Source organism: Nocardia sp. NPDC049149, from assembly GCF_043197455.1.
Taxonomy (GTDB): Bacteria; Actinomycetota; Actinomycetes; order Mycobacteriales; family Mycobacteriaceae; genus Nocardia.
In genome coordinates, this window is the sequence record NZ_JBICTD010000016.1 from 136,407 (window position 1) to 159,852 (window position 23,446).

Consider the following 23,446-nt stretch of genomic DNA (forward strand, 5'->3'; position numbering starts at 1 on the left):
GTGACGTTGCCCACCCGCGAGCCGCTCGCCGAGGTGCACCGCGCGATGGCGGTAGCTGCGACTCTGGGTCGTCCGACCATTTCGCGCTAGCATCCACCGTCGTGACTGTCAGTGACGCTGTGCGCGAATCCTCCCAACCGTCGGCACAGCGGGGGAATCTGCCGGAGCGCCTGCCGGGAGCCGCCGCTCCTCGACTCAAGGCGCTGGCCATCGTCAGCGGCCTGATCGCCGTCCTGTCCGCGTTGTCGATTCCGTTCCTTCCGGTGAACCAGGACCAAGCCGGTGTGTCGTGGCCGCAGGCGGCGGCGGTGTCTTCGGTGACCGCGCCACTGACTGCCTACGCTCCGATGAGCCTGTCCGCCGAGATCCCGTGCGCGGCATTCACCGCGCTCGCGGACGCGGGTGGCGTTGTGGTGTCGACGATTCCGCGACAGTCCGTCGACATGGAGCGCTACGGCTTTGTTGTCAAGGTTGTCCCCGACGCTGCGGATCGAGCCGGGCGAGTCGACGTGGTCTCCCGCAACACGCTGCTCTGGTCGTCGTCGCTCAGTGACGTCCGTGGTCAGGGCTGTGCGCTCGCCATCGACATGACCACGCAGCGGACCACGGTGTCTGCCTCGGGCCTCCCGGACTCAGGCAAGGAGATCACCTCCGATGTCCGTCCACAGGTCGTCGGCGTCTTCAGTGATCTGACCGGTGCGGTGCCTGCCGGGCTGCACGTGGATGTCCAAGTGGATTCGCGCTTCACCTCGTCGCCGACGACTCTGAAGCTGGCCGTGATCGTGGTGGCACTGCTAGCAACGCTGGTTGCCCTGGTCGCGCTGTACCGCCTCGATGGTCTCGACGGCCGGACGTCCCGCCGGTTCCTGCCAACGCGCTGGTGGCGGTTGCAGCCGCTGGACTACTTGGTGTTCGCGACGCTGCTGCTGTGGCACTTCATCGGTGCCAACACCTCCGACGACGGGTACATCCTCGGGATGGCGCGTGGCTCACAGAGTTCCGGGTACATGTCGAACTACTACCGATGGTTCAGTGTCGACGAGGGCCCGTTCTACACGCCGTACACCGACATGATCTCTTTGCTCACCCACTTCTCGGCGGCGAGTCCTTGGGTTCGGTTGCCTACCTTGCTCGTTGGGGTCGTCGCCTGGTGGGTGATCAGCCGCGAAATCCTCCCGCGCTTGGGTGTTGCCTTGCGCGACAACAAGATTGTTGTGTGGACCAGCGGGCTGGTTTTCCTGGCGTTCTGGCTCCCATACAACAACGGCCTGCGCGCAGAACCCTTCGTGGCAATGGGCGTGGTGCTCACCTGGGCTTCAGTCGAGCGGGCTATCGCGACCCGGCGACTGCTGCCGTATGCGTTCGCGATCATCATCGCGGCGCTCACGTTGACCTGCGCGCCGTCGGGACTGATCGCGGTCGGCGCGCTGGCGGCCGGTGCGCGCACCATGACCAAAGTCCTTGTACAGCGGGCGAAGAACACCGGATACCTGGCGTTGTTGCTGCCTGTGCTTGCCGCGGGGCTGGTCGTGCTGACCGTCATTTTCGCGGACCGAACTTTGGCTGCGGCGTTGGAGATGACCTACGTGCACGGCAGGATCGGTCCCGGTGAGTCGTGGTTCTTCGAGTTCCTGCGCTACCAGTACTTGCTGCAGATCAACACCGACGGCTGGCTCACCCGGCGGTTCGGCATGTTCGTGATGCTGCTCGGTCTGGTCGTGTGCGTGGCGACGATGCTGCGCCGCGGCGGGCACATTCCCGGCACCGCGGTTGGTCCTTCGCGCAGGCTAATCGGCATCACCCTCGCCGCGATGGTGCTGATGATGTTCTCGCCGACGAAGTGGACGCACCAGTTCGGCGTCTTCGCCGGATTGGGTGCCTGCGTCGCAGCACTCACCGCGGTTGCGGTCGGGACCGAGGTCATGCGGCCGCTGCGTAACCGCGCGCTGTTCGCTGCCGCGTTGTTCTTCGCGATGGCGCTGACCTTCGTCGGTGCTAATGGCTACTGGTACGTATCAGCGTGGAATGTCCCGTGGTGGGACAAGGCGCCCACCATCGCAGGCACCGGATTGTCGACGTTCGCGGCGGGCTTGTCGGTTCTCGCGCTGATCGTGGCGGGATGGTTCCACATTCGGCCGGAGACTCAGCCGCGATCGGACTCGGTGGCTGGTCGGGTCGCGCGCACGCCGCTGCTGGTTGTCGTGGCCGCGGGCATGGTGCTGTTCGAGGTGCTGTCGCTCGCGAAAGCGGCAGTCGCTCAGTATCCGTCGTTCTCGCAGGCTCAATCGAACATCGCCGCAGCCGTGTCCGGCGGCTGTGGCCTCGCCGACGAGGTGCTGATCGAGACCGACCCCAACGCCTCGATGCTCCGCCCGCTGACCGGCGATACCGCGACTGCATTGGCGGGGGTGTCGACCGGATTCACGCCGAATGGGGTGGCCACCGACCTCACCTCGGACGAGGTTGAATCAACCACGGGCAAGGCGAATTCCGTGACCAGTGCGTCCGATGACACGGCGGATCCGAAGGCCGGGTCGACCTCGCCGGGGTCGGAGACCGCCGCGACGAAGGGCGCCGGAGTCAACGGCAGCAGCGTCCCGCTGCCCTTCGGTCTCGACCCGGCGACCACCCCGGTGCTCGGCAGTTACCGAGAGGGCGCACAGGTACCCGCCGAACTGACGTCCGGGTGGTACCGACTTCCCGCTGCCGACAGCGGAAGTCGCGGCCCGATCATCTCGATCGCCGCGGCGGGTCGGATCCGGCACGTCGATCACGACGGCATCGTGCACCCCGGACAGGACCTGCGCGTCGAATACGGCCGCGCCGAATCCGACGGCACCGCAGTCGCTCTCGGCAGCATCGACCCGATCGACATCGGCCCGTCCCCGACCTGGCGCAACCTGCGCGTCCCGTTCGACCGATTGCCCGAGGACGCGAACGTCGTCCGGATCGTCGCCAGCGACAAGGACCTCGGCAAGGACCAGTGGCTCGCGGTCACCCCGCCGCGGGTGCCTCAGACGAAAACCCTGACAACCCTCGTCGGTACCCGCACTCCCGTCCTGCTGGACTGGGAGGTCGGCATGACCTTCCCCTGCCAAAAGCTCGCCCCCACCTACGCGGGCGTCGCCGACTCGCCCACCTACCGCATCCTCCCGGACCGCAACGGCGCCACCATCACCAACCTCTGGCAGGCGCACGATGGCGGTGGCCCCCTCGGTTGGACTCAACTCCTCTTCACTGCCCGAGCCCTCCCCGCCTATCTGAACAACGCGTGGGACCGCGACTGGGGCTCCATCGAGCAATACCTCCCCCTCGACCCCAACGCCGACCCCGCCAAAGTGACCCTCACCCCAACCCAACGCTGGGGCACCTGGACCCCCGGCCACATCAACACCACCTGGTAACCCCCAACCCGCCCGAAGTTCGCACCCCTTCTGTGGATTCCACAAAGGTTCCATACGGTTCACAGGGCCCAGAGCCCTTGTGAACCGTATGAAGTCTCTGTGGTTCCCTAGTTCAAGGGTTGGATTTCGGTGTACACGTAGCCAGTAGCGAGGATTCGACGCCTTTGATCTTGAAGCTCTCGAAACGGGACCACAGCCAAGTAACCCGGCTGGGACAAGACGACGCGTGACTGACTGCGGAGGTCAGCCGGGTACGGCACACGACGCCACCACGCTACTCCAGTGCAAACCCTTGGCTGCCGCATTCGTCAGGAGACCGTGGACCCGAAGGAGCTTTGCCTTCGCCAAGCCCAAAGCGGCACGACTGCAACCCAACCCGACCCGTGGGGGTGCGGCGTTGGACGGGCGCGGTGTTGGACGGGCGCGGCTTTGGGGGTTGGTGCGGGTTTCGTGGGGCGTGTTGCGTTTGGGGTGGTGGTTTATCCGCGGGTTGAACGGTCTCCTGACGAGCAGGACGGTTTCGGGGTTTGCACTGGATAGCGTGGTGGCGTCGTGTGCCGTACCCGGCTGACCTCCGCAGTCAGTCACGGGTTCTCTTGTTCCAGACCGGGTTGCTTGGCTGTGGTCCGGTTCAAAGATCTTGAAAGAAATCGACGGTAGTCAAATGGTGGGCGTCTCGGTGCGTACTGCCACCATATGACTCCCGTCGATGAAGTTGATCAACCATTTCACTCCCGTCGATGAGGCAACAACCATTTCACTCCCGTCAACAAGGCTCGGCAACCAATTGATTGCCGCCCGATGAGGCTCGGCAACCACTTTCCTCACGCCGATGCGAAGCTCGCGGCCTCAGAAGGGGTTCCGGCGCGAGAGTTGGTGCAGCCATGTCCCGTTCGCGTGGGTGGTGGTTCACGAGTGGTACATGGTGGAGGCGTTTGCGGCGTGTCGCCTCCACCATGTACCACTCGTGCGGGTGTGTCTCACCGGCTGGGACTTGGCTGCGGTGGATGGCGGGGTGGGAGTGGGCGTAGCGCGGGAAGCGGGGCGTGGGGCGCGTTGGGGTGGGAGCGGGTCAGGAGGGGACGGTGGTTTTGGGGGTGTGGGCGTTGCGGCGGGCGCGGAGGAGGGCGTGGGTGGTGAAGAGGGCGAGGGCGGCCCAGATGAGGGCGAAGCCTGCCCAGCGGGACGGGGGCATGGGTTCGTGGGCGACGGCGACGCCCCAGGCCATTTGTAGTGCGGGCGTGAGGTATTGGAGCAGGCCCATGGTGGACAGCGGGACGCGTTGGGCGGCAACGGCGAACAGCAGCAGCGGGACCAGGGTGACCGGGCCGGTGGCCATCATCAGGGCGGCATGTCCTGTGCTGGAGGCGAATTCGCTGCGCCCCGTGATCGCGAGCACGAGGGCGAACACGAGCGCGCAGGGCGCGGCGACGATGCCCTCGGCGGCGATGCCGCGCAGCGCGTCGAGCGGGATCACCTTCTTCACCAGGCCGTAGGTGGCGAATGAGCAGGCAAGCACGAGTGCGATGACCGGTGGTCTGCCGTAGTCGACGGTGAGCACCACGACCGCGGTGGCGCCGAGGCCGAGCGCGACCCACTGCGGACCGGCCAACCGCTCACGGAACACCACCACCCCGAACGCGACGGTGACCAGCGGATTGATGAAGTACCCCAGCGCGCACTCCACCACGTGCCCCGAGGTGACGCCGTACACGTACACACCCCAGTTGATCGCGATCGCGGCCGACGCGACGGCGGCGAGCCGCCAGATCCGCGCGCTGATCCCGCGCAGTTCCTTGATCCGCCCGCGCACCGCAAGCACCGCGAGCACCACCACCAGCGTCCAGAGGATCCGCTGCGCCACCACCTCGGCGGCGCTGGCGAACGCCAGCAACCCGAAGAACGCGGGGAACAAACCCCAGAGGAAAAAGGCGCTGGTACCGAACGCAACACCCGGGATAGACCTGCTTCGCTGCACGCTTGCGACGCTACTTCTCACGTAGCCTTGCGGTCATGTCGACAACCGTGCAGGCATCGCGCGCTACCGGACTCTCGGCGTCGGAGGTCGAGCAACGTCGCCACGACGGGCTCACCAACGACGTACCGGACCGGGCGAGTCGCTCGGTGCGCGACATCATCCGCGCCAACGTCTTCACCAGGATCAACGCCATCCTCGGTGTGCTGTTCATTCTGGTGCTGGCCACCGGATCGATCATCGACGGCATGTTCGGCCTGCTGATCGTCGCCAACAGCGCGGTCGGCATCATCCAGGAGGTCCGCGCCAAGCGCACCCTCGATCAGCTGGCCATCGTCAGTCAGGCCAAGCCGACCGTGCGCCGCGACGGTAAGGCGGTGGAGCTGGCCCCGAGTGAGGTGGTGCTGGACGATCTGATCGAGCTTGGTCCAGGCGATCAGATCGTGGTCGACGGCGAGGTCGAGGAGTCGGCGCTGCTGGAGATCGACGAGTCGCTGCTCACCGGCGAGGCCGATCCGATCGACAAGCAGGTCGGCGCGCCGGTGATGTCGGGCAGCTACGTGGTCTCGGGCAGCGGCGCGTACCGCGCAACCAAGGTCGGCAAGGACGCCTACGCGGCCAAACTCGCCGACGAGGCGAGCAAGTTCACCCTGGTGAAGTCGGAGCTGCGCAGCGGCATCGACACGATCTTGAAGGTGATCACCTACCTGCTGATTCCGGCGGGCGCCCTGAGCATCTACAACCAGTTGGTCTCCAGCAAGGAGTCGTGGCGGCCCGCGGTGACCGGCATGGTCGCGGCGCTGGTGCCGATGGTGCCCGAGGGTCTGGTGCTGATGACCTCGGTGGCGTTCGCGGTCGGCGTGGTGCGCCTCGGCAGGCGCAAGTGCCTGGTGCAGGAGTTGCCCGCGATCGAGGGCTTGGCGCGCGTCGACGTGGTGTGCGCGGACAAGACGGGCACGCTCACCGAGAACGGCATGCGTCTTTCCGACATCAAGACGCTGGATTCGTTCGCGGACAACGACGTTCGGCAGGCCCTTGCGGCGTTGGCTGCCGACGATCCGCGCCCGAACGCGAGCGTCCAGGCGATCGCGGAGGCGCTGCCGGAAGGTCCTGGCTGGCAGCAGACGGCGGTCGCGCCGTTCTCCTCGGCGAAGAAGTGGAGCGGCTGCTCCTACGGCGAGCACGGCGACTGGCTGCTCGGCGCCCCCGATGTGCTGCTCGACCCGTCTTCCGAAGACGCAAGGGTGGCAGAGGAACTCGGCTCTTCCGGCCTGCGCATCCTGTTGCTTGCCCGCAGTGATCGTCCGGTCGACGCGGCGGACGCGCCTGGCACGGTGCGTCCCGCCGCGCTGGTGGTGTTGGAGCAGCGGGTCCGGCCGGATGCGAAGGAAACCCTCGAATACTTTGCCAGCCAGAACGTCTCGATCAAGGTGATCTCGGGCGACAACGCGGTCTCGGTGGGCGCGGTCGCGTCCTCGCTCGACCTCACCGGCGGCGAGCACGCGGTCGACGCGCGCGAATTGCCGGACGACCGTGATCAACTCGCCGACGTGCTCGACCGGGAGACCACCTTCGGCCGAGTGCGTCCGGACCAGAAGCGCGCCATGGTCGCCGCGTTGCAGTCGCGCGGCCACACCGTCGCGATGACCGGCGACGGCGTGAACGACGTGCTCGCGCTGAAGGACGCCGACATCGGCGTCGCGATGGGCGCGGGCAGCCCGGCGACCCGCGCGGTGGCCCAGATCGTGCTGCTGGACAACAAGTTCGCGACGCTGCCGTATGTGGTCGGCGAGGGCCGCAGGGTGATCGGCAATATCGAGCGGGTCTCGAACCTGTTCCTCACCAAGACCGTCTACTCGGTGGTGCTTGCCTTCCTGATCGGTCTCACCGGTGTCGGGGCGCAGATCTTCGGCTATGACTCGATCGACTATCCGTTCCTGCCGCGGCATGTGACTATCGCCGCCTGGTTCACCATCGGCATCCCGGCTTTCATCCTCTCGCTCGCCCCCAACAACGAGCGAGCCCGCAGCGGATTCGTCCGGCGTGTCATGCGTTTGGCGGTTCCGTCGGGTGTGGTGATCGGCGTTGCCACTTTTGTGGCCTACTTGATCGCCTTTGTGCCGCACCCGACGGCGCAACAGAAGGAACAGGCGGGCACCACCGCGTTGATCACCTTGATCATGATCGCAGTGTGGGTGCTCGCCATCGTTGCCCGCCCGTACGTGTGGTGGAAGGTGGTGCTCATCGGGACGTCGGTGGTCGCGTACGTGATCTTGTTCACGGTTCCGTTCACCCGTGAGTTCTTCAAACTCGATCCGTCCAACGTCGGACTCACCACGGCGGCATTCATTTGCGGCGCCGTGGGAATCGTGCTGGTCGAGGTCGCCTGGTGGATCAGCGCGGTATTGCTTGGTGACAAGGGGCAACTGTTCCCGACCCCGAATCGGGGCGAAACCGACTAACTGGACATCTGACCCGGCGCGCCGCGAGAACCCTTGTGCGGGGCGATTATTCAGTGTTGGAGTACCTTCTCCGATTATGGAGGTACTGCTGCACCAGATCGACGCGTTTGCCGACGCACCGTTCTCGGGCAACCCAGCCGCGGTGATGCCGCTCCCGTCATGGCTCCCGGATTCGTTGCTGCAACACTTGGCCGAGGAGAACAATCTCGCCGAAACCGCCTTCTACACTGCGGAATTACCCAGAGAGGCCGGTGCGCCGCCCGGTGTGTGGCCCGCGTTCCACCTCCGCTGGTTCACCCCACTCGCGGAGGTGGACATGTGCGGGCACGCCACGGTGGCCAGTGCCGCACAGATTTTGGAGGACATGCACCCCGGCGAGGATCGGGTCAGCTTCTTCACCCGCAGCGGCTGGCTGCACGTCGACCGCACCGACGACGACGAATTCGTGCTCGACCTGCCCGCCGTGCCCTCGGCCGAGGTGACACCCGACATCGTGCTGCTCGCCGCGCTCGGCGTGCAGCCGGTGCGCGCCTTCACCGGCGCCGACGAGGTCATCGTGGTGGCCACCGAGCAGGAAGTCCGTGCCGCGGCACCGATTTTCACCGCGTTCCCCCCGTTGGCGCGCGGCGTGATCGTCACCGCGCGCGGCGAGTCCGCCGACTTCGTCTCCCGCTTCTTCGCACCGGGTGTCGGTGTCCCCGAGGATCCGGTCACCGGATCGGCACACGCCCAACTGGTTCCGCTGTGGGCCGATGAGTTCGGCAGGACCGAGCTCACCGCCCGCCAGCTCTCCCGGCGCGGCGGCGCGCTGCGGTGCGAACTCGCCGGCGATCGGGTGCTGCTCGTCGGCCGGTGCAGGCGCTACCTGGATGGTGTTGTCCAACTCCCTGATTGACCGGGCCGCGCCATCGAGGCGCGGCCCGCAGTGTGCACCCACTCCGCCTGCTTCGCGCCTAGGGCGCGACGGTCGTATCGACGCGCGGTAGTGGATCCAGATCTCCGCCGGGATGGCTCGGGGTTGAATCATCCCGGCGGAGTGCCATTTTCGACGGCCACCAGACGCGGTCGCCCGCCAGCAAGGTCAGCGCGGGCACCAGCACCGAGCGCACCACCAGGGTGTCGAGCAGCACGCCGAACGCCACCACGAAACCGACCTGGGCCAGCGCGACCAGGGGCAGCGTCATGAGCACCGCGAAGGTCGCGGCGAGCACCACGCCCGCCGAGGTGATCACCCCGCCGGTCACCGAGAGGCTGCGCAGCATGCCCGGCTTGGTCCCGTGCCGCAGTGCCTCCTCGCGAGCCCGGCTCATCAGGAAGATGTTGTAGTCCACGCCGAGCGCGACGAGGAACAGGAACGACATCACGATCACCGTCGAGTCGAGCCCGTGGAACCCGAACAGGTGCTCGAACACGAAAACGCTTGCCCCGAGCGCCGATCCGAACGACAGCAGCACGGTCAGCACCAGCCCGATCGGCGCGACGATCGACCGGAGCAGCAGGCCGAGCACCACCGTCACCACCAGCAGCACCAGGGGCAGCACCAGCCGCTGGTCATGGGTGGCGGCACGGTCGGTGTCGAGATTCGCGGCACTCGGCCCGCCGACCACGGTGCCGACGGTCGACAGTGCGCTGCGCAATCGTTCGATGGTGGCGTACTCGCCGGGCGAGTCCGGCAGATCCTTGGGGATCGCCGAGATCTCGGTGTACTCCGGCCCGACCCTGCCCTCTTCGGCGAACCCGATGCCGGGGTCGGCGCGCACCACCCGCAGCGCCTCGGCGCGGAACTCGCTGCGCGCCAGCACCGTCAGCGGCAGCCCGCCGCGCTCGGGGAAGTGCTCGACGATACGTTGCTGCCCGGCAACCGATTCCGGCGTGCTGATGAACCGATCGACTTGGGCGAGCGGCCCGGTGTTGCCGAGCAGCCCGAGCGCGAGGACGGCCAGCACGCCGCTCGCGCAGGCCGCCGCGACGGCGGGGCGGCCCGCGATGATCGTGCCGACGCGATCCCACAGACCAACGGACTGCGGCACTTCCGCCGCCCGCACCCGCGGAATCCGCGGCCAGAAGACCCACCGCCCGCACAGCACGAGCAGCGCGGGAAAGACGGTCAGCATGACCGCCAGCGTGCACACGATGCCCGCCGCACCGACCGGCCCGAGGCCCGCTGTGCTGTTCATGTCGGCGACGAGCAGGCAGAGTAATCCGGCGGTCACGGTCGCCGCGGAGGCGACGATCGCGGGCGCCGCCTGCCGCAGTGCCGCACGCATGGCCGCCCCCGGTTCGGCATGCCTGCGCAGCTCTTCGCGATAGCGCGCCACGATCAGCATGGCGTAGTCGGTGCCGACGCCGAAGACGAGAATGGTGAGTACCGCGGCGCTTTCCTCGCTGACGGTGAGGTCGAACAGCGTCGCGAGGCCGTACACCGCCGCCATCGCGGCCACATTCGCCATCGCGACCGAGATCAGCGGCACCAGCCACAGCAGCGGACTGCGGTAGGTGAGCAGCAGGATCACCGCGACGACAAGCACTGTCACCAGGAGCAACTGGGTGTCGACGCCGTCGAAGGTGCTGTCGAAATCGGCCTGCAACGCGGCGGGCCCGGTGACCTGAACGCTCAGCCCCGCTGGATGATTCGCGACCGCGGCACGCAGGTCCTTGATGTATTTCGAGCTCTCGCCGCGGCTTTCGTCCACCGTCAGCGTGTACAGCAACGCGGTGTTGTCGCGGGCAACCGCCGGTTGGTCTTGCGCCTGCTCAGTGCCGGGCGCGTACTCGGCGCGCAGGGTCGAATAGTGCTGTGCCGCAGTGGCGCGATCCTCGGCAGTGAGGCCCGCTGCTCGGAAATAGGCCAGCACGAACAGATTCGTGGTGCCGCCGGGCAGTGTCGATTCCAATTCGGCCGCGGCCGTCGACTGCGCCGACGCCGGTAGGTAGTCGGTCGCGCGATCGGTCTTCACCCCGTCGAACCGCCCGGCCAGCGGCGCCAGCGCAACCAGCGCGGCCACCCACAGCCCGAGCACGATCAGCGCACGTGTTCGCATCCCCATCAGTCACTCCTCGGTTGGGTTGTCGAGTGCAGCGTCGCGCGCTCGCGCGGGGAAATCGTCCGCCCGTGGCGGACAGTCCCGGGTACTCCGCGCGAAGTACCCGGGGCGCGGCGATGGCGCGCACAATGACTGGAATGGACAGACAGTGGCGCAGCGACGGCGCGTTGACCGCTGCCGTCCTGCTCATCGGATTCGGCTGGGCGCTGCTGGGTCCGCCGGAGCAGCGGGCACTCGATCCGCTCGGCGCCTTGTTGATGGTTGCCGCGATACTGCCGTTGGCGGTCGCCAGGATCGCGGCGATGCCGGTGCTCGTCGCGCACACCGTGATCGCGGCCGCTTATCACGCGAGCGACTACCCGCACAAAGCGTTGATCCCCGCGACGATGGTCGCGCTGTTCGCCGCCGCGCGCTACGGCAACAGGCGGCGCACCGTGCTGGTGGTGCTGGTGATCGCGCCGCTGGTGGTCGGGGGGATCGCGATCTTCTCCCAGTCGTGGGAGAACGTGTGGCTCCAGGGCTTCGGCGCGATCGGCTGGATTCTGGTTGCCTGTGTCGCCGGTGAGGCGACGCATCTGCAGGAGGCGTATCTGGCGGCGGTGGTGGACCGCGCCGAACGCGCGGAACGCTTCCGCGACGAGGAGGCCAGCCGCCAGGTGACCGAGGAACGCCTGCGCATCGCGCGCGACATGCACGACCTGCTTGCGCACACCATCACCGTCATCCAGATTCAATCCGGTGTCGCCGCGCATCTGCTCACCGAGGGCAAAGCCGAGCCCGCGACGGTGCTCGGCGCGTTGGACACCATCGCGGACGCCTGCGTGGACGCCAGAGCCGAGCTCGCCGCCACCGTCGACGTGCTGCGCTCGCGGGTGGCCGAGCCGCAGGCGCCGCCGCCGAGTCTCGCGCGGATTCCGGCACTGACCGAGCCCGTCGAGGCCGCGGGCATCGCGGTGACACTGGACAGCACCGGGCAGGTGCGCGCGCTGGCGCCGACCGTCGAGATGGTCGGGTATCGCATTGTGCAGGAAGCGCTCACCAATGTGGTGAAGCATTCCGGCGCGACCGAGGTGCGGGTCGAGCTCGACTATCTCACCGACCGGCTGATCGTCCGGGTCGCCGACAACGGCCGCGGAACCGGCGGCGCGACTACGGGATTCGGCATCACCGGGATGATCGAGCGGGCGGCGGCCATCGGCGGCCGGGTGCGGACCGGCGGCGCCGACACCGGGTTCACGGTCACCGCGGAGCTGCCGGTCACCGGCCGTCCGCTCGCCGCCGTGCGGCGCAACGCCGAGTTCGCCGGTGCCGGTTCATGATCCGGGTATTGCTCGCCGACGACCAGGCTCTGGTCCGCGGCGCCTTCGCGCTGCTCGTCGCCTCGGCGCCGGACATGGTGGTCGTCGGCGAGGCGGCCACCGGCCGGGCGGCGGTGTCGATGGCGCGCTCCGAACGCGCCGACGTCGTCGTCATGGATATCCGGATGCCCGACCTCGACGGCATCGCCGCGACCGCGGCCATCGCCGCCGACGAGAATCTGGCAGGCGTCCGCGTTCTGGTGCTGACCACCTACGACACCGATGACAACGTGCTCGCGGCATTACGTGCGGGCGCAAGCGGATTCCTCATCAAGGACACCAAACCGGCAGCGCTGCTCGACGCCATCCGAACCATTGCCGCAGGCGAGGCGCTGCTCTCGCCCAGTGCGACCGCGGCCGTCATCGCTCGCGTCCGCGCGACGCCCGACCCGGCACCCCGGCGCGATCTCGATGTCCTCACCGACCGCGAGCTCGACGTGCTCGTCCTGATCGCCCGCGGCATGACCAACGCCGAGATCGCCGAAGCCCTCGTTGTCAGCCCGCTCACGGTGAAGACCCACGTCAGCCGCATCCTCGCGAAACTTCTTGCCCGCGACCGGGTTCAGCTCGTCATCGCCGCTTACCAGGCGGGCCTGGTCACTCCGGCGGGTTGACCGCCCGACAGGTCTGTTCGGCTGTCGAGGCTTCCTGCCCACTGGCGGCGCCGTGCTCGGCCGTCATCGGGAAGGCTCGTCGGCGGTGCGGTCCTCGAGCGGGAACATGATGGGGCTCAGCAGGTATCGGGTGCGGTCCGGGGTCTCTTCGTTGCCGAGCGTGGGGAGTATCGCCGCGCGCATGCCCGCGATCAGTTCCTGAATCTCGCTGTCGCTGAGCCAGATCGCGTGCTGGCGGTAGCCGACCAGGTCGCGCGCCGGGTCGGCGGTGTCGCGGTCGAGGTAGGCGTTGTACTCGGCGATCAGGGTGGCCATGGCGGTGGCGAAGACCCGCCGATGATCATCGGGGGTCATCGCCACCGCAGTCTCGGCATCGATGGACGCGCGATCCTGCCGGAGTCGATAGTGGCGCTCCAATGCACCGCGGACCCGCTGCTCCTCGGCCACTTCCAGCACCCCACCCGCGGTGAGCAATTCGACGTGCCGGTACACGGTGGCCTTCGAGGTGTCGGGGAGTCGATCGCACAGCTGCGCCGTGGTGAGTACCCGTCCGCCGCGCATGGCGTGCACGATCCGCAACCGCACCGGGTGGGCCAGCAGCTCCAAGGTGTCCATTGCTCCACGATCTCACAACTGATAACGTTCTCAAACATGAGAACGATGAGCACGGAGTGGCTACCACCCGCGTACGCCGACCAAGGCGCCTTCGAGGAACAGGACATCACCATCGGCTCCGGCGACCTCGCGGTCGGCGCGACGCTGAGCCTGCCGCGCGGGCCGGGTCCGTGGCCTGCCGTCGTCCTGCTCAGTGGTGGCGGGCCGTTCGACCGTGACGAAACCAGCGGCCCGAATAAATCATTCAAGGATCTGGCCTGGGGCCTGGCCACCCGCGGCATCGCGGTGCTTCGCTTCGACAAGGTGACGCATGCGCATCCGGAGGTGACCGAACGCCCCGACTTCACGATGGCCGACGAGTATGTGCCCCATGCCGTTTCGGCCCTCCGGCTACTCCGGGAGCACGCGGCCGTCGATCCGGCGCGCGTCGCCGTCCTCGGCCACAGCATGGGCGGCAAGCTGGCGCCGCGGGTGGCCGCCGCCGAACCGGCCGTCGCGGGACTGGTGATCATGGCGGGTGACACCCAGCCCATGCACCACGCCGCCGTCCGGGTGTTCCGCTATCTCGCGTCGCTCGACCCCAGCCCGGAGGTCGACGCCGCGGTCGAGGCGATCACCCGCCAGGCCGCCGTGGTCGACAGCGATGACCTTTCGCCGTCGACCCCGCGCGAGGAATTGCCCTTCGGTCTTTCCGGGAGCTACTGGCTGGATCTGCGTGCCTATCAACCGGTTTCGACCGCGGCCGCAGTGGCGAAACCGATGCTGATCCTCCAGGGCGCCCGCGACTATCAGGTCACTGTCGCCGACGACCTTGTCGGCTGGCAGACTGGCCTGGCCGGGCGGCCCGACGTCACCTTCGGTGTCTACGACGCGGACGACCACATGTTCTTTCCCGGCTCCGGAATCTCCACACCGGCGAGTTATCAAGCGCCCCAGCATGTCGACCCCGCCGTGGTCGCCGACATCGCCGAATGGCTCTCGCGGCTTTGAGGACTCGGCGTGACGGCCCCGGTCAGTGCAGCGCGCCTGCGGGAACCTTCAGGTCGGTGTCGGTCTCGAGGCACGTGCGGATCAACTCCGACAGGCCGTCGGCGAGGCGCGGTATCGGCAGGTTCGGCGGGACGTGGACGAATCCGCCTCGTAGGCGCGGTGATTCGGTGGCGATGAAGTGCCGCAGGCCGTAGAAGACGTGATTGCAGACGAAGGTGCCCGCGCTGTAGGAGATCGAGGCCGGGACCCCGACGGCGGCCATGGCCGCGATCGACGCCTTGAGCGGCAAGCCCGCGAAATAGGCGGCGGGGCCGCCGGGCACCACCGGCCGGTCGATCGGTCGCGCGCCCGCGTTGTCCGGGATGCGGGCATCGTCGAGATTGATTGCGACCTGCTCGGGCGTGATGTCGGTGCGGCCGCCGGCCAGCCCGAGGCAGATCACCAGCTCGGGCGCGTGCTCCGCGATCGCCGCGCGCAGCTCCGTCAGGGACGTGTCGAAGACACAGGGCAGCTCGACCGCAACGATCCTGGTGTCCGCCAACGGTTGTCGCTGTGCCAGCAATGCGGCGGTCGCCCACGACGGGTTGTCGGTCGCACCGTCGAACGGCTCGAACCCGGTGACCAAGACGGTGCGCATCAGAACCCCCACAGGTACATGATCGCGATGTTGCAGCCGAGAACGGCGATCGCGGTCGGGATTTGGGCCTTGATCGGGCCGTAGCGGTCCTTCATCTCCAGCAGCACCGCGGGCACGATGTTGAAGTTCGCGGCCATCGGCGTGCACAGGGTGCCGCAGAAACCGCAGAGCATCCCGACCGCAAGGATCAGCGTCGCGTTGCCGTGGAACTGGCTGACCAGGACCGGCCAGCCGATGGCCGCCGTCATCACGGGGAACGCGGCGAAGGCATTGCCCATCACGATGGTGAACACGGCCATGCCGACGCCGTACAGCGCGACGGCCGCGAACAGCGAGTCGTGCGGCAGGATCGCGGTGAAGATCCGGCCGACCTGCTTGCCGACCCCGGCCTTGTCGAAAAGGAGGCCGAGCACGGCGATCAGCTGCGGCAGCAGCAGTGCCCAGCCGATCGACTGCGCGAGCCGCGAGCCTTCGCGCAACGCGACGCCCGGCCCGGTGGGTCCGGCCGGGCGCAGCAGCGCCATCGCGACAACGAGCGCGACGAGAACGCCTGCGCCGAGCCCGGTGAGCGCCGGTGTTCCGGTGGCGAGCAAGGTTTTACCGCCGACCGTCACCGAGGCGACCATGGTCGCGAAGATCAGGGCGACGATCGGGATCAGTAGCGCGGGCACGAACAGTCGATTGCCGAGCTTCGTTGCGGCGGTTTCGCGTTCGTCGACGGTGGTGGTCGCCATCGCCGCGGTGCCGAGCGCGCCGAGGCCGCCGAGCAGCCCGACGATCACGACGGTGAGGCCGAGCGGCCAGGCGGGGGCGACCTTGTTGACGACGAAAGTCGAGTAACAGAAGCCCATGCCGAGCAGACCCCAGAATGCGGCTGCGCCCGCGCGGCGCGGATTGTCTTGCTGCTGTGCGGCGAAGACAGCGACCACGATGAAGAACAGTCCGAGTCCCCAGTACAGCCATTCGGCGTTGATCATCGCGCCACCGCCTTGACCGCCGCGGAACGACGGACCAGCCACCGGTCCAGCCACAGCAGGCGCCCGGCGTGGATCACGTAGGCGCAGATGGCCGTCGGGATTGCCCACCGCGCGAGCTCCAGCGGATCGAGCTGCAGCCCGTAGGAGGTGTTGACGTAGCCGGTGATCAGCAGCACGCTGCCCACTGCGATGAAAATGTCCTCGCCGAAGAACAGGCCGACATTGTCCGAGCTTGCCGAGAACGCCTTGATCTTCTCGATCTCCGGGTCGGTCAGGTCGCCGTAGCGCTGCTGTGCCGCGCCGATGGCCATCGGTCCGATCAGCGGACGCACCGTGTGCGGATGACCGAAGATGCCGGTCAACCCGAGGGCGGCGGTGCCCTGCCTGACCAACATGTAGCCCGCGAGCAGGCGCCCTGTCGTCAGCACACGCAGCTTGCCGATGAGGCGACCGGCCCGCTGCTGCAAGCCGTATCGATCGAGCAGGCCGATCACCGGCAGCGTGACGACCCAGATCGTCACCGACCGGCTACCCGCGAAGCCGTTGCCGATACTGTCCAGAATTTCCTTCGGCGTCAGCCCGCCGAGCAGCGCCGTGGCCACCCCCGAGACCACAACGACGAGCATCGGGTTGAGCCGCAGCGCAAACCCCACCACAACCAGGGCAACGCCCAGTAAGACGAACACACACACTCCACAACACTGGGGACGGACTGGCGAGAACCGTATGTGTGTCCGGCAGTGTGCGCAACTCCACCCGCGCCGAAGGGTATTCGGGCCTACTCGTCTGGTACGGCACCATCATCGGGTTCGGGCAGAATTTTGTTCATTTGGTTCGGGAGGAGCGGGGTCACCGCGAATCGTCCGGCCACCGCATCCGCGGGCAGCGCCTGGACGGCGCGGATGCCGTTGCGAGAGGCAAGATTTCGAAGTCCGTCCAGGGGGCCGCGGACGACGAGGCCGACCGCGCAGGCGCAGCCCGAGCGCAGGCGGGCGGCCGAGAGAGCGACGATGCGGGCGGAGCGTTCGTCCGCCGTCGGGCGGGGGAGCAGCCAGGCGGCCGACTCGGCGGAGCTGATGGCCGCCGCGTCGCCTGCGGGGACCGGCACGGCGACCAACGGGGTCTGCACCCGCGGCACCGCAACGTGATAGAGCACCTGCGCGATCCGCATGCCACCGCTGTTAGGCGGAAGTTGTTCGGGCACCAAGGGTTCGGTGAACGACACCAGTGCCCAATGGTCGGCACCGTCGGTGCCCTTCAGCGAATCCTTCGCGCGCGCCAGATAATCCGCGACCTCGTCGCCCTGTTCCGGCCCGAGCCGGTCGGTGAAAACGCCCGCCGTGCGCGGCGGGTTCAGCACGCCGAGCAGCACGACGAACACCACGAGACCGACGGCCACCGCCGCGACGACGAGGCGTCCCCACGGCACCGCCCGCCGGTCAGGCATTGCGCAGGACGTCCAGCGCGTGCTTCAGATCGTCGGGGTACTCGCTGGTGATCTCCAGATAGCGGCCGTCGGCGGGATGGTTGAAGCCGAGCGAACGGGCATGCAGCCATTGCCTTTCCAGCCCGAGTCGCTCGGCAAGGCGCGGGTCGGCGCCGTAGGTCAGGTCGCCGCAGCATGGATGCCGGATCGCGGAGAAATGCACCCGGATCTGGTGTGTCCGACCGGTTTCCAGGTGGATGTCGAGCAGGCTCGCGGCTTGGAACGCCTCGACGGTGTCGTAATGCGTGATGCTCGGGCGACCATCGGCGGTGACCGCGAACTTCCAGTCGTTGCCGCGCGCCCGCCCGATCGGCGCGTCGATGGTGCCGCTGCTCGGATCCGGATGCCCTTGCACCAGTGCGTGATACCGCTTGTCGATGGTGCGCTGTTTGAACGCGCGCTTGAGCACCGTGTACGCGTGCTCGGACTGCGCGACCACCATCACCCCCGAGGTGCCGACGTCGAGCCGGTGCACAATGCCCTGCCGCTCGTGCGCGCCGGAGGTGGAGATGCGGTAGCCCGCGGCGGCCAGGCCGCCGATCACGGTGGGCCCGGTCCAGCCGACACCGGTATGTGCCGCAACGCCAACCGGCTTGTCCACCGCGACGATGTCGTCGTCGGCGTAGAGGATGCGCATGCCCTCCACCGGTGCGGCCTCGATGGTCAACTCCCGCTTGGGTTCCGGGAACACCACCTCGAGCCAGGCGCCCGCGGCGAGCCGATCGGATTTGCCCGCCGCGATGCCGTCGAGCTGCACGCTGCCTTCCTCGGCGAGCGCGGCGACGGCGGTGCGGGACAACCCGAGCAGCCGCGACAGCCCGGCATCGACCCGCATGCCGTCGAGTCCGTCGGGTACCGGCATGGTCCGTGTTTCCCTCATGCGGTGTTCCCTTCGGTGGCGGATTCGGCCTTGCCGCTCTCGGTTTCGCGGTCGGCGTCGTTGCGCCCGGTGCGGGTGCCGTTCGGCTCGAAGCCGAACACGGTCAGCACGACGAGCAGGACCGCGCCGCAGACGATCGAGGAATCCGCCACGTTGAACACCGGCCACCAGCCGATCGCGAGGAAGTCGACGACATGCCCCTGCAACGGGCCCGGCGAACGGAACAGCCGGTCCACCAGATTGCCGAGCGCGCCGCCGAGCACCATGCCGAGCCCGATCGCCCACCACAGCGACCGCAGCGTGCGCCCGATGCGGACAACGCCGATCACCACGGCCGTCGCGACCAAGGTCAGCAACCAGGTCATGCCGGTCGCCATCGAGAACGCGGCGCCCGGGTTACGGACGAGGCTGAGCCTGGCGAAGTCGCCGATGATCGACACCGGCTCGCCCGGCGTCAGATTGGCAACGACGAGACATTTCGTGAGCAGATCGAGGCCGAGCAGCACGGCGGCGATGATGAGCAGGGTCCGCAGCCGCTGCGGAGCGGCGGGTTCTGGCGTAGGTGAACTGTCCGGCGGATTCGCCGATGTCGCCCCCTCGACGGTGTTCGTGGGGTTCTCCTCGGGCGGCCGGTCGTCACTCACACGCACCATCATCTCTCGAGGGGCAGTAGTACTTGTGCGGCGGTCCGCTCAGAAAGTCGTCGCATGTCCCGCGCATGTCCCAGCTGACACTCAGGAAGCGGTCGTATCGTGTTCCTCGTGACGGTGTTGTCTTCCCCCCACATCCCCCGGAAAGCTCGCTCGGGTGTGCTGCTCATAGTGCTAGCGGTCGGCCTGACCGCGTTCGGTACCGGCTGCAGCGACGGCACCGAGTCGCGGATGGAGACCGACAGCACCGAACCGCTCGGCAGCAAGGAAGTGACCGTGCCGATCCCGGCGGTGGTCACCACGATCGTGTCGCCGGGCGCCGAGCCGCGCTCGCTGTTACGGCCGGAATATCCGGCGGGCACCGTGCAGCGGGTGACGCTGCATACCTCGCACCACATCGAGCAGCAGATCAACGACCAGTCCGCCCGCGACTTCTCGACGCCGGATCTGACGATCCCGATGACCGCGAAGACCGACGCCGACGGCATCGATCTCACGCTGGGCACCGTCACCTCGCCGGACCCGCGGCTGGCCAAAGCGCTCACCAAGACCAGTGGGTCGCATGCCGGTTTCGACCTGAGCGACCTCGGCACCATCACCGCGCTGCGGCTCGAGCCTGCACCCGAAACCTCCAATCCGGCCCGTGCCGCGCTGGAGCAGGCCTTCTATCAAGCGGTCTACCGCTCGATCGCGTTTCCCGATCTTCCGGTCGGTGAGGGCGCGGTTTGGACGGTGCGACAGGAGGTCAGCGGCGGGGTGATTCTCGACCAGGTCACCACCGCGACGTTGACCAAACGCGACGGCGACCGGCTCACCATCGAATTGGACGTCATCCAGAAGCCGAAGTCCGCGGTGTGGAACCTGCCGAACAACGCGGGCTGGCTCGACATCCAGGACTACGTCATGCAGGGCACCGGCACCATCACGGTCGATCTCGGCTTGCCGCTGCCGGTCGCGGGGTCCATCACCGTCGGCGGCCACCAGGCCTATCGCGATCCGCGCAGCTCGAGCATGCTGCAGCAGACGATCGACACGCAGGTGTCGTGGACGGAGTGAAGCGCGGCTGCGGTCTGATGCTCGCGACGGCCACCACGGTGCTCCTCGCCGCGTGTGGGTCCGCCGAATCGCCTGCGCCGCCCGCGCCCGAGCTGCCTGGGTTCGGCCCCGTGATTGCGGCCAAGCCGGTGACCGGGGCGCCGATCACCGATGCCGATCGGTTGCAGGACCGATTGCTGACCAGCACGAATCTGCCGCCCGATTTCACCGCGTTGCCCGCGCGTGTCGACCCGCCCGCGACGGCGCAGGCGCCGCCGACCGACCCGGCCGAATGCGCGAAGGTGCTGACTCCGCTCGGTGCGCAGCGACCGGGGTCGCTGGCCAAGGCGGTCGTGCAGTACACCGGCCCGAACTTCTCCAGCATCGACATCGATGCGGCGAGCTATCCGAATGACGCAGTGGCGCTTGCGTTTTCGGAGCTGCAGGCGACAGTGCGCGGCTGCGCGCACTATTCGGGCACCGACGCGACCGATATCAAGATCGACTACCGCATCGGTGGCCTTGCCGCGCCCGCCGTCGGCGACGCGGCCGCAGCCTTCCAGGTCCGCACCACCAGTGAAGGACTCACGCTGCAGTCCTCGGTTGCGATCGTCCAGGTCGGCAGCACGCTGACGCAGGTGGCGGTGACCGCGCCGGAGTCGGTGGACATCCAGGTGCTCAACGAGCTGGCCGCCGCACAGGTGCGCAGACTGCAAGGCGTCTCCGGGCCTTGATTCGAGAGGATCAGCCCTGATCATGGCCTCGCGGGCATAGGCTCGACACCGTCCGGCACATCGCCTCACCGGAGGTTTCCCATGTCTGATGTCAAGCCGATCCCCGACGGCTACCCGGTCGTGTCGCCGGGTCTGGCGATCGACGGCGCCGCCGCCGCGATCGATTTCTACAAGCACGTTTTCGGCGCGTCGGAGCGGATGCGCATGCCGGGACCGGACGGCAAGGTCGCGCACAGCGAGCTGATGTTCGGCAACTCGCTGATCATGGTCGGTGATCCGTCACAGGAGATGGACTTCCTCGATCCGAAGCAGGTCGGCGGGACGCCCGTCAACCTGCACGTGTACGTCGAGGATGCGGACGCCGCCTTCGCTGCCGCGCTCGGCGCTGGCGCCAGGGAACTGACGCCGATGACCGACCAGTTCTACGGTGACCGCAGTGGTTCCTTCGAGGATCCGTGGGGACACCGGTGGACGGTGGCCACCCACATCGAAGATGTCGCACCGGAGGAGATGGATCGGCGGATGCGCGAGCTGTTCGGCTAGTTCCTCAGCCTGGCACCACCGAATCACCGACCACCCGAACGGTTTTCGCGGCCAGCGGCTTGGGCGCAGGCCCGCCGACGACCTTGCCGTCCAGCGCGTACTTGCTGCCGTGGCATGGACAGTTGATCGTGCCGCCGGACACGGTGGTCACCTTGCACCCGGCATGCGTGCACGTCGAGGACAGGCCGACGAAGGTACCCGCGTTCGGCTGGGTCACCACGGTGTCGCCGACGATCACGCCGCCGCCGACCGGGATGTCCGCGGTCTTGGCGATCGCATTCCCCGCGGGGGCGTCCGCCGCCGGTGACTTGCCGTCGGCCGCTTTGCTGTCGCTCGGCGGATTCGGTGCGGGAGTGGCGTTTTCCTTGCCGTAGGTGGTGCACGCGGTCAGCGCCGTTGCCGCGACGACGGCGCCTGCGCCCGCCGCCACCACGGTGCGGCGGCGGAAAGCCGAAGGGTCGGTGGTCATATGGTCGATCTCCGATCAGAAGGTGAGGCCGTTGTTCTGGAAGAACCAGAGCGATGAGGTGAGCCAGAGGCCGGTCAGTCCGGTCAGGACCAAGCCGCCCGCGACCGGGATCACCCAGCCGGGCAAGCCTTTCCGGGTGAGCAGCAGCATCTTGGCGACGAACGCGCCGTAGAAGAAGCAGCCGAGCAGCGAATGCGCGAGCACCCGGTTGTCGTACTGCTGAAATCCCAAGGCGTACAGGCAGTGCACCGCGACCGGGACGCTGGCGAGCACGGCGAGCCTGCCCGACCAGACGTGCGCGGTGCCGATCCAGGACGGCGCGGAGATGCCGGGCAGCTTGCCGTACATCGCCAGCGCCGAGACGAACTGGAACAGCGCGAACGCGAAGGCGACGGTGGCCAGCCAGGCCTTGACCGCCTGCGGGCCGGAGAACCCCGCGATGTTCACCGAAAACGCCGAGGGGTCATGGGTTTTGGCGTACACGCCGAGCAGCACCGAGACCGCGGCGCCGACGAGCACCGGGATCGCGATGGCCCCGATCGCCACGGTGCTCGGCTGCGGCCGCTCGATGGGCTCCGTCTCTCGCTCAGCCGACACTGTCACCACCACTTACCTTGTTCGCAGTTATCTTCTTGCCGTTGATGATTGCCGTCGCATCGGGGGCGAGGCCTTGGGCGGGCGAGGTTGTTCCGTCGGCGGCGCGCTGGACGCCGGTAACAGCACCAGCGCCGTCGACGATCCAGCTCTGTCGCACGCCCGCCTCGGTGTAGACGTAGAGTCCGGCGGGCGGTTGCACGGGCGCGGTGCTGAAGTCCCACTTCTTCGCGCCGAGCGACAGCGTTCCGGTCACCGTCTTGCCGTCGAAGCGGCCATCGAGTTTGGCGTCGTTCTTGCCGTTCAGCTGGAGTGCACCGTTGGTGGCGCTGCCCTGCAGCCAGGATTCGACCGCCTTGCCGTCGCAGGCGTAGGCGATCGCCTTGCCGTTCTCGACGGTGATCGACAGCGTGATCGGTGCGCCCGCCGGGAGCGGAATGTTGCCGATGTAGTCCGCCTTCGGAGGGAACTGCGCTGGTGCTGGTGTGCTTGTCGGCGGCGGTGCCGGCGCGGCGACGGTGGCGCTCGATGTCACCGTCGTATTCGGTTCGGCCGTCGACGGTTCGGTCTCTTTGGACATATTGACGACCAGCAGGACTAGGCCGAGCACGGCCACCGCCGCCAGGGTGAGCCACGGCCCGAGACGTTTCATAGGATCTCCTCGAGGTACGGCCGAACTCTGTACCGGCCTACACGGTCCCCGGCGCGAGGGCTGCGCACCGGTACCGCTCTTCGCATTGTCAACGGGGCAGTGCACCCGATCGGTTCAAACCGGCATTCCCGACACCCACCGGTCGGCGTGTTGACCGGTTGTGTCGCAGTGGTGCGCGGGTTCGTGTTTCGGGCGCCTCGAGATCAAAGCCGCTGATCCGCACCCCTTCTATGTATCCGCACCCGTTCTGCGGGCCTAGAACCAGTGCGGATGCATGGAAGGGGTGCGGATTCCGAGAAGGGGTGCGGCTAGCGCCAGCGCGGACCG

Annotated in this window: 21 protein-coding genes; 9 read left to right on the forward strand and 12 right to left on the reverse strand. The window is 67.8% G+C overall.

Going from position 1 to position 23,446, the window contains the following annotated elements:
• Window positions 1-119 precede the first annotated feature (119 nt).
• Window positions 120-3,404 (forward strand): arabinosyltransferase domain-containing protein, encoded by a 3,285-nt coding sequence (locus ACGFNJ_RS41330; RefSeq protein WP_393461681.1) that lies wholly within the window; start codon window positions 120-122, stop codon window positions 3,402-3,404.
• 1,072 nt (window positions 3,405-4,476) lie between these two features.
• Here the strand turns inward: ACGFNJ_RS41330 and rarD are convergent.
• The gene (rarD, locus tag ACGFNJ_RS41335) at window positions 4,477-5,382 is read right to left on the reverse strand and encodes an EamA family transporter RarD (protein ID WP_393461603.1); all 906 of its coding nucleotides are present in this window, start codon (window positions 5,380-5,382) and stop codon (window positions 4,477-4,479) included.
• Window positions 5,383-5,417: 35 nt separating this feature from the next.
• Between rarD and ACGFNJ_RS41340 the strand changes: the two genes are divergently transcribed.
• Together ACGFNJ_RS41340 and ACGFNJ_RS41345 are read left to right on the forward strand one after the other, a co-directional pair.
• Window positions 5,418-7,841 (forward strand): HAD-IC family P-type ATPase, encoded by a 2,424-nt coding sequence (locus ACGFNJ_RS41340; protein ID WP_393461605.1) that lies wholly within the window; start codon window positions 5,418-5,420, stop codon window positions 7,839-7,841.
• A 76-nt stretch (window positions 7,842-7,917) separates the two neighbouring features.
• Window positions 7,918-8,736, forward strand: a complete 819-nt coding sequence (locus ACGFNJ_RS41345) for a PhzF family phenazine biosynthesis protein (protein ID WP_393461607.1) — start codon at window positions 7,918-7,920, stop codon at window positions 8,734-8,736.
• A gap of 58 nt (window positions 8,737-8,794) precedes the next feature.
• Here the strand turns inward: ACGFNJ_RS41345 and ACGFNJ_RS41350 are convergent, their stop codons facing one another.
• Window positions 8,795-10,888 (reverse strand): MMPL family transporter, encoded by a 2,094-nt coding sequence (locus ACGFNJ_RS41350; protein ID WP_393461609.1) that lies wholly within the window; start codon window positions 10,886-10,888, stop codon window positions 8,795-8,797.
• Window positions 10,889-11,022: 134 nt separating this feature from the next.
• Between ACGFNJ_RS41350 and ACGFNJ_RS41355 the strand changes: the two genes are divergently transcribed.
• Window positions 11,023-12,204, forward strand: coding sequence for a sensor histidine kinase (locus ACGFNJ_RS41355; RefSeq protein WP_393461611.1), 1,182 nt, complete (start codon window positions 11,023-11,025; stop codon window positions 12,202-12,204).
• Window positions 12,201-12,857 carry a response regulator gene (locus ACGFNJ_RS41360; RefSeq protein ID WP_393461613.1) on the forward strand — a complete coding sequence of 219 codons (657 nt, stop codon included), beginning with the start codon at window positions 12,201-12,203 and terminating at the stop codon, window positions 12,855-12,857. The genes ACGFNJ_RS41355 and ACGFNJ_RS41360 overlap by 4 nt, the downstream gene beginning before the upstream one ends.
• Before the next feature lie 63 nt (window positions 12,858-12,920).
• On the opposite strand, the gene ACGFNJ_RS41365 is transcribed toward ACGFNJ_RS41360, so the two are convergent.
• The gene (locus ACGFNJ_RS41365) at window positions 12,921-13,472 is read right to left on the reverse strand and encodes a helix-turn-helix domain-containing protein (RefSeq protein WP_393461614.1); all 552 of its coding nucleotides are present in this window, start codon (window positions 13,470-13,472) and stop codon (window positions 12,921-12,923) included.
• Between the two features lie 45 nt (window positions 13,473-13,517).
• On the opposite strand from ACGFNJ_RS41365, the gene ACGFNJ_RS41370 reads away from it, so the two are divergent.
• Entirely contained in the window at window positions 13,518-14,462 is a 945-nt protein-coding gene (locus ACGFNJ_RS41370) for an alpha/beta hydrolase family protein (protein WP_393461616.1), read from the forward strand.
• A gap of 22 nt (window positions 14,463-14,484) precedes the next feature.
• On the opposite strand, the gene pcp is transcribed toward ACGFNJ_RS41370, so the two are convergent.
• The 6 genes from pcp to lspA form a co-directional block, all read right to left on the reverse strand.
• Window positions 14,485-15,111 carry a pyroglutamyl-peptidase I gene (gene pcp, locus ACGFNJ_RS41375; RefSeq protein WP_393461617.1) on the reverse strand — a complete coding sequence of 209 codons (627 nt, stop codon included), beginning with the start codon at window positions 15,109-15,111 and terminating at the stop codon, window positions 14,485-14,487.
• Window positions 15,099-16,076 carry a DUF979 domain-containing protein gene (locus tag ACGFNJ_RS41380; protein ID WP_393461619.1) on the reverse strand — a complete coding sequence of 326 codons (978 nt, stop codon included), beginning with the start codon at window positions 16,074-16,076 and terminating at the stop codon, window positions 15,099-15,101. The genes pcp and ACGFNJ_RS41380 overlap by 13 nt, the downstream gene beginning before the upstream one ends.
• Complete coding sequence (locus tag ACGFNJ_RS41385; protein ID WP_393461621.1) at window positions 16,073-16,762, reverse strand: DUF969 domain-containing protein; 690 nt, start codon at window positions 16,760-16,762, stop codon at window positions 16,073-16,075. The genes ACGFNJ_RS41380 and ACGFNJ_RS41385 overlap by 4 nt, the downstream gene beginning before the upstream one ends.
• Before the next feature lie 92 nt (window positions 16,763-16,854).
• The gene (locus ACGFNJ_RS41390; RefSeq protein WP_393461623.1) at window positions 16,855-17,523 is read right to left on the reverse strand and encodes a hypothetical protein; all 669 of its coding nucleotides are present in this window, start codon (window positions 17,521-17,523) and stop codon (window positions 16,855-16,857) included.
• Entirely contained in the window at window positions 17,516-18,442 is a 927-nt protein-coding gene (locus ACGFNJ_RS41395; RefSeq protein WP_393461625.1) for an RluA family pseudouridine synthase, read from the reverse strand. The genes ACGFNJ_RS41390 and ACGFNJ_RS41395 overlap by 8 nt, the downstream gene beginning before the upstream one ends.
• Window positions 18,439-19,095, reverse strand: a complete 657-nt coding sequence (gene lspA, locus ACGFNJ_RS41400) for a signal peptidase II (protein ID WP_393461683.1) — start codon at window positions 19,093-19,095, stop codon at window positions 18,439-18,441. Before lspA ends, ACGFNJ_RS41395 begins: the two co-directional genes overlap by 4 nt.
• A 114-nt stretch (window positions 19,096-19,209) precedes the next feature.
• On the opposite strand from lspA, the gene ACGFNJ_RS41405 reads away from it, so the two are divergent.
• The 3 genes from ACGFNJ_RS41405 to ACGFNJ_RS41415 all read left to right on the forward strand — a co-directional run bounded on the left by ACGFNJ_RS41405 (window position 19,210) and on the right by ACGFNJ_RS41415 (window position 21,404).
• Window positions 19,210-20,148, forward strand: coding sequence for a hypothetical protein (locus tag ACGFNJ_RS41405; RefSeq protein WP_393461685.1), 939 nt, complete (start codon window positions 19,210-19,212; stop codon window positions 20,146-20,148).
• Window positions 20,136-20,861, forward strand: coding sequence for a hypothetical protein (locus ACGFNJ_RS41410; RefSeq protein WP_393461627.1), 726 nt, complete (start codon window positions 20,136-20,138; stop codon window positions 20,859-20,861). The genes ACGFNJ_RS41405 and ACGFNJ_RS41410 overlap by 13 nt, the downstream gene beginning before the upstream one ends.
• A gap of 81 nt (window positions 20,862-20,942) precedes the next feature.
• Window positions 20,943-21,404, forward strand: coding sequence for a VOC family protein (locus tag ACGFNJ_RS41415; protein ID WP_069167089.1), 462 nt, complete (start codon window positions 20,943-20,945; stop codon window positions 21,402-21,404).
• A 4-nt stretch (window positions 21,405-21,408) separates the two neighbouring features.
• Here ACGFNJ_RS41415 and ACGFNJ_RS41420 read toward each other — a convergent pair whose 3' ends face one another.
• From ACGFNJ_RS41420 to ACGFNJ_RS41430, 3 genes are read right to left on the reverse strand one after another with little or no spacing between them, the layout of a single operon-like run.
• On the reverse strand, window positions 21,409-21,873 hold the full coding sequence (locus tag ACGFNJ_RS41420; protein ID WP_393461629.1) for a ubiquinol-cytochrome c reductase iron-sulfur subunit: 465 nt from the start codon (window positions 21,871-21,873) through the stop codon (window positions 21,409-21,411).
• A 15-nt stretch (window positions 21,874-21,888) separates the two neighbouring features.
• Window positions 21,889-22,443, reverse strand: coding sequence for a DUF6529 family protein (locus ACGFNJ_RS41425; RefSeq protein WP_393461687.1), 555 nt, complete (start codon window positions 22,441-22,443; stop codon window positions 21,889-21,891).
• A 16-nt stretch (window positions 22,444-22,459) separates the two neighbouring features.
• Window positions 22,460-23,119, reverse strand: coding sequence for a hypothetical protein (locus ACGFNJ_RS41430; protein WP_393461631.1), 660 nt, complete (start codon window positions 23,117-23,119; stop codon window positions 22,460-22,462).
• Window positions 23,120-23,446 lie beyond the last annotated feature (327 nt).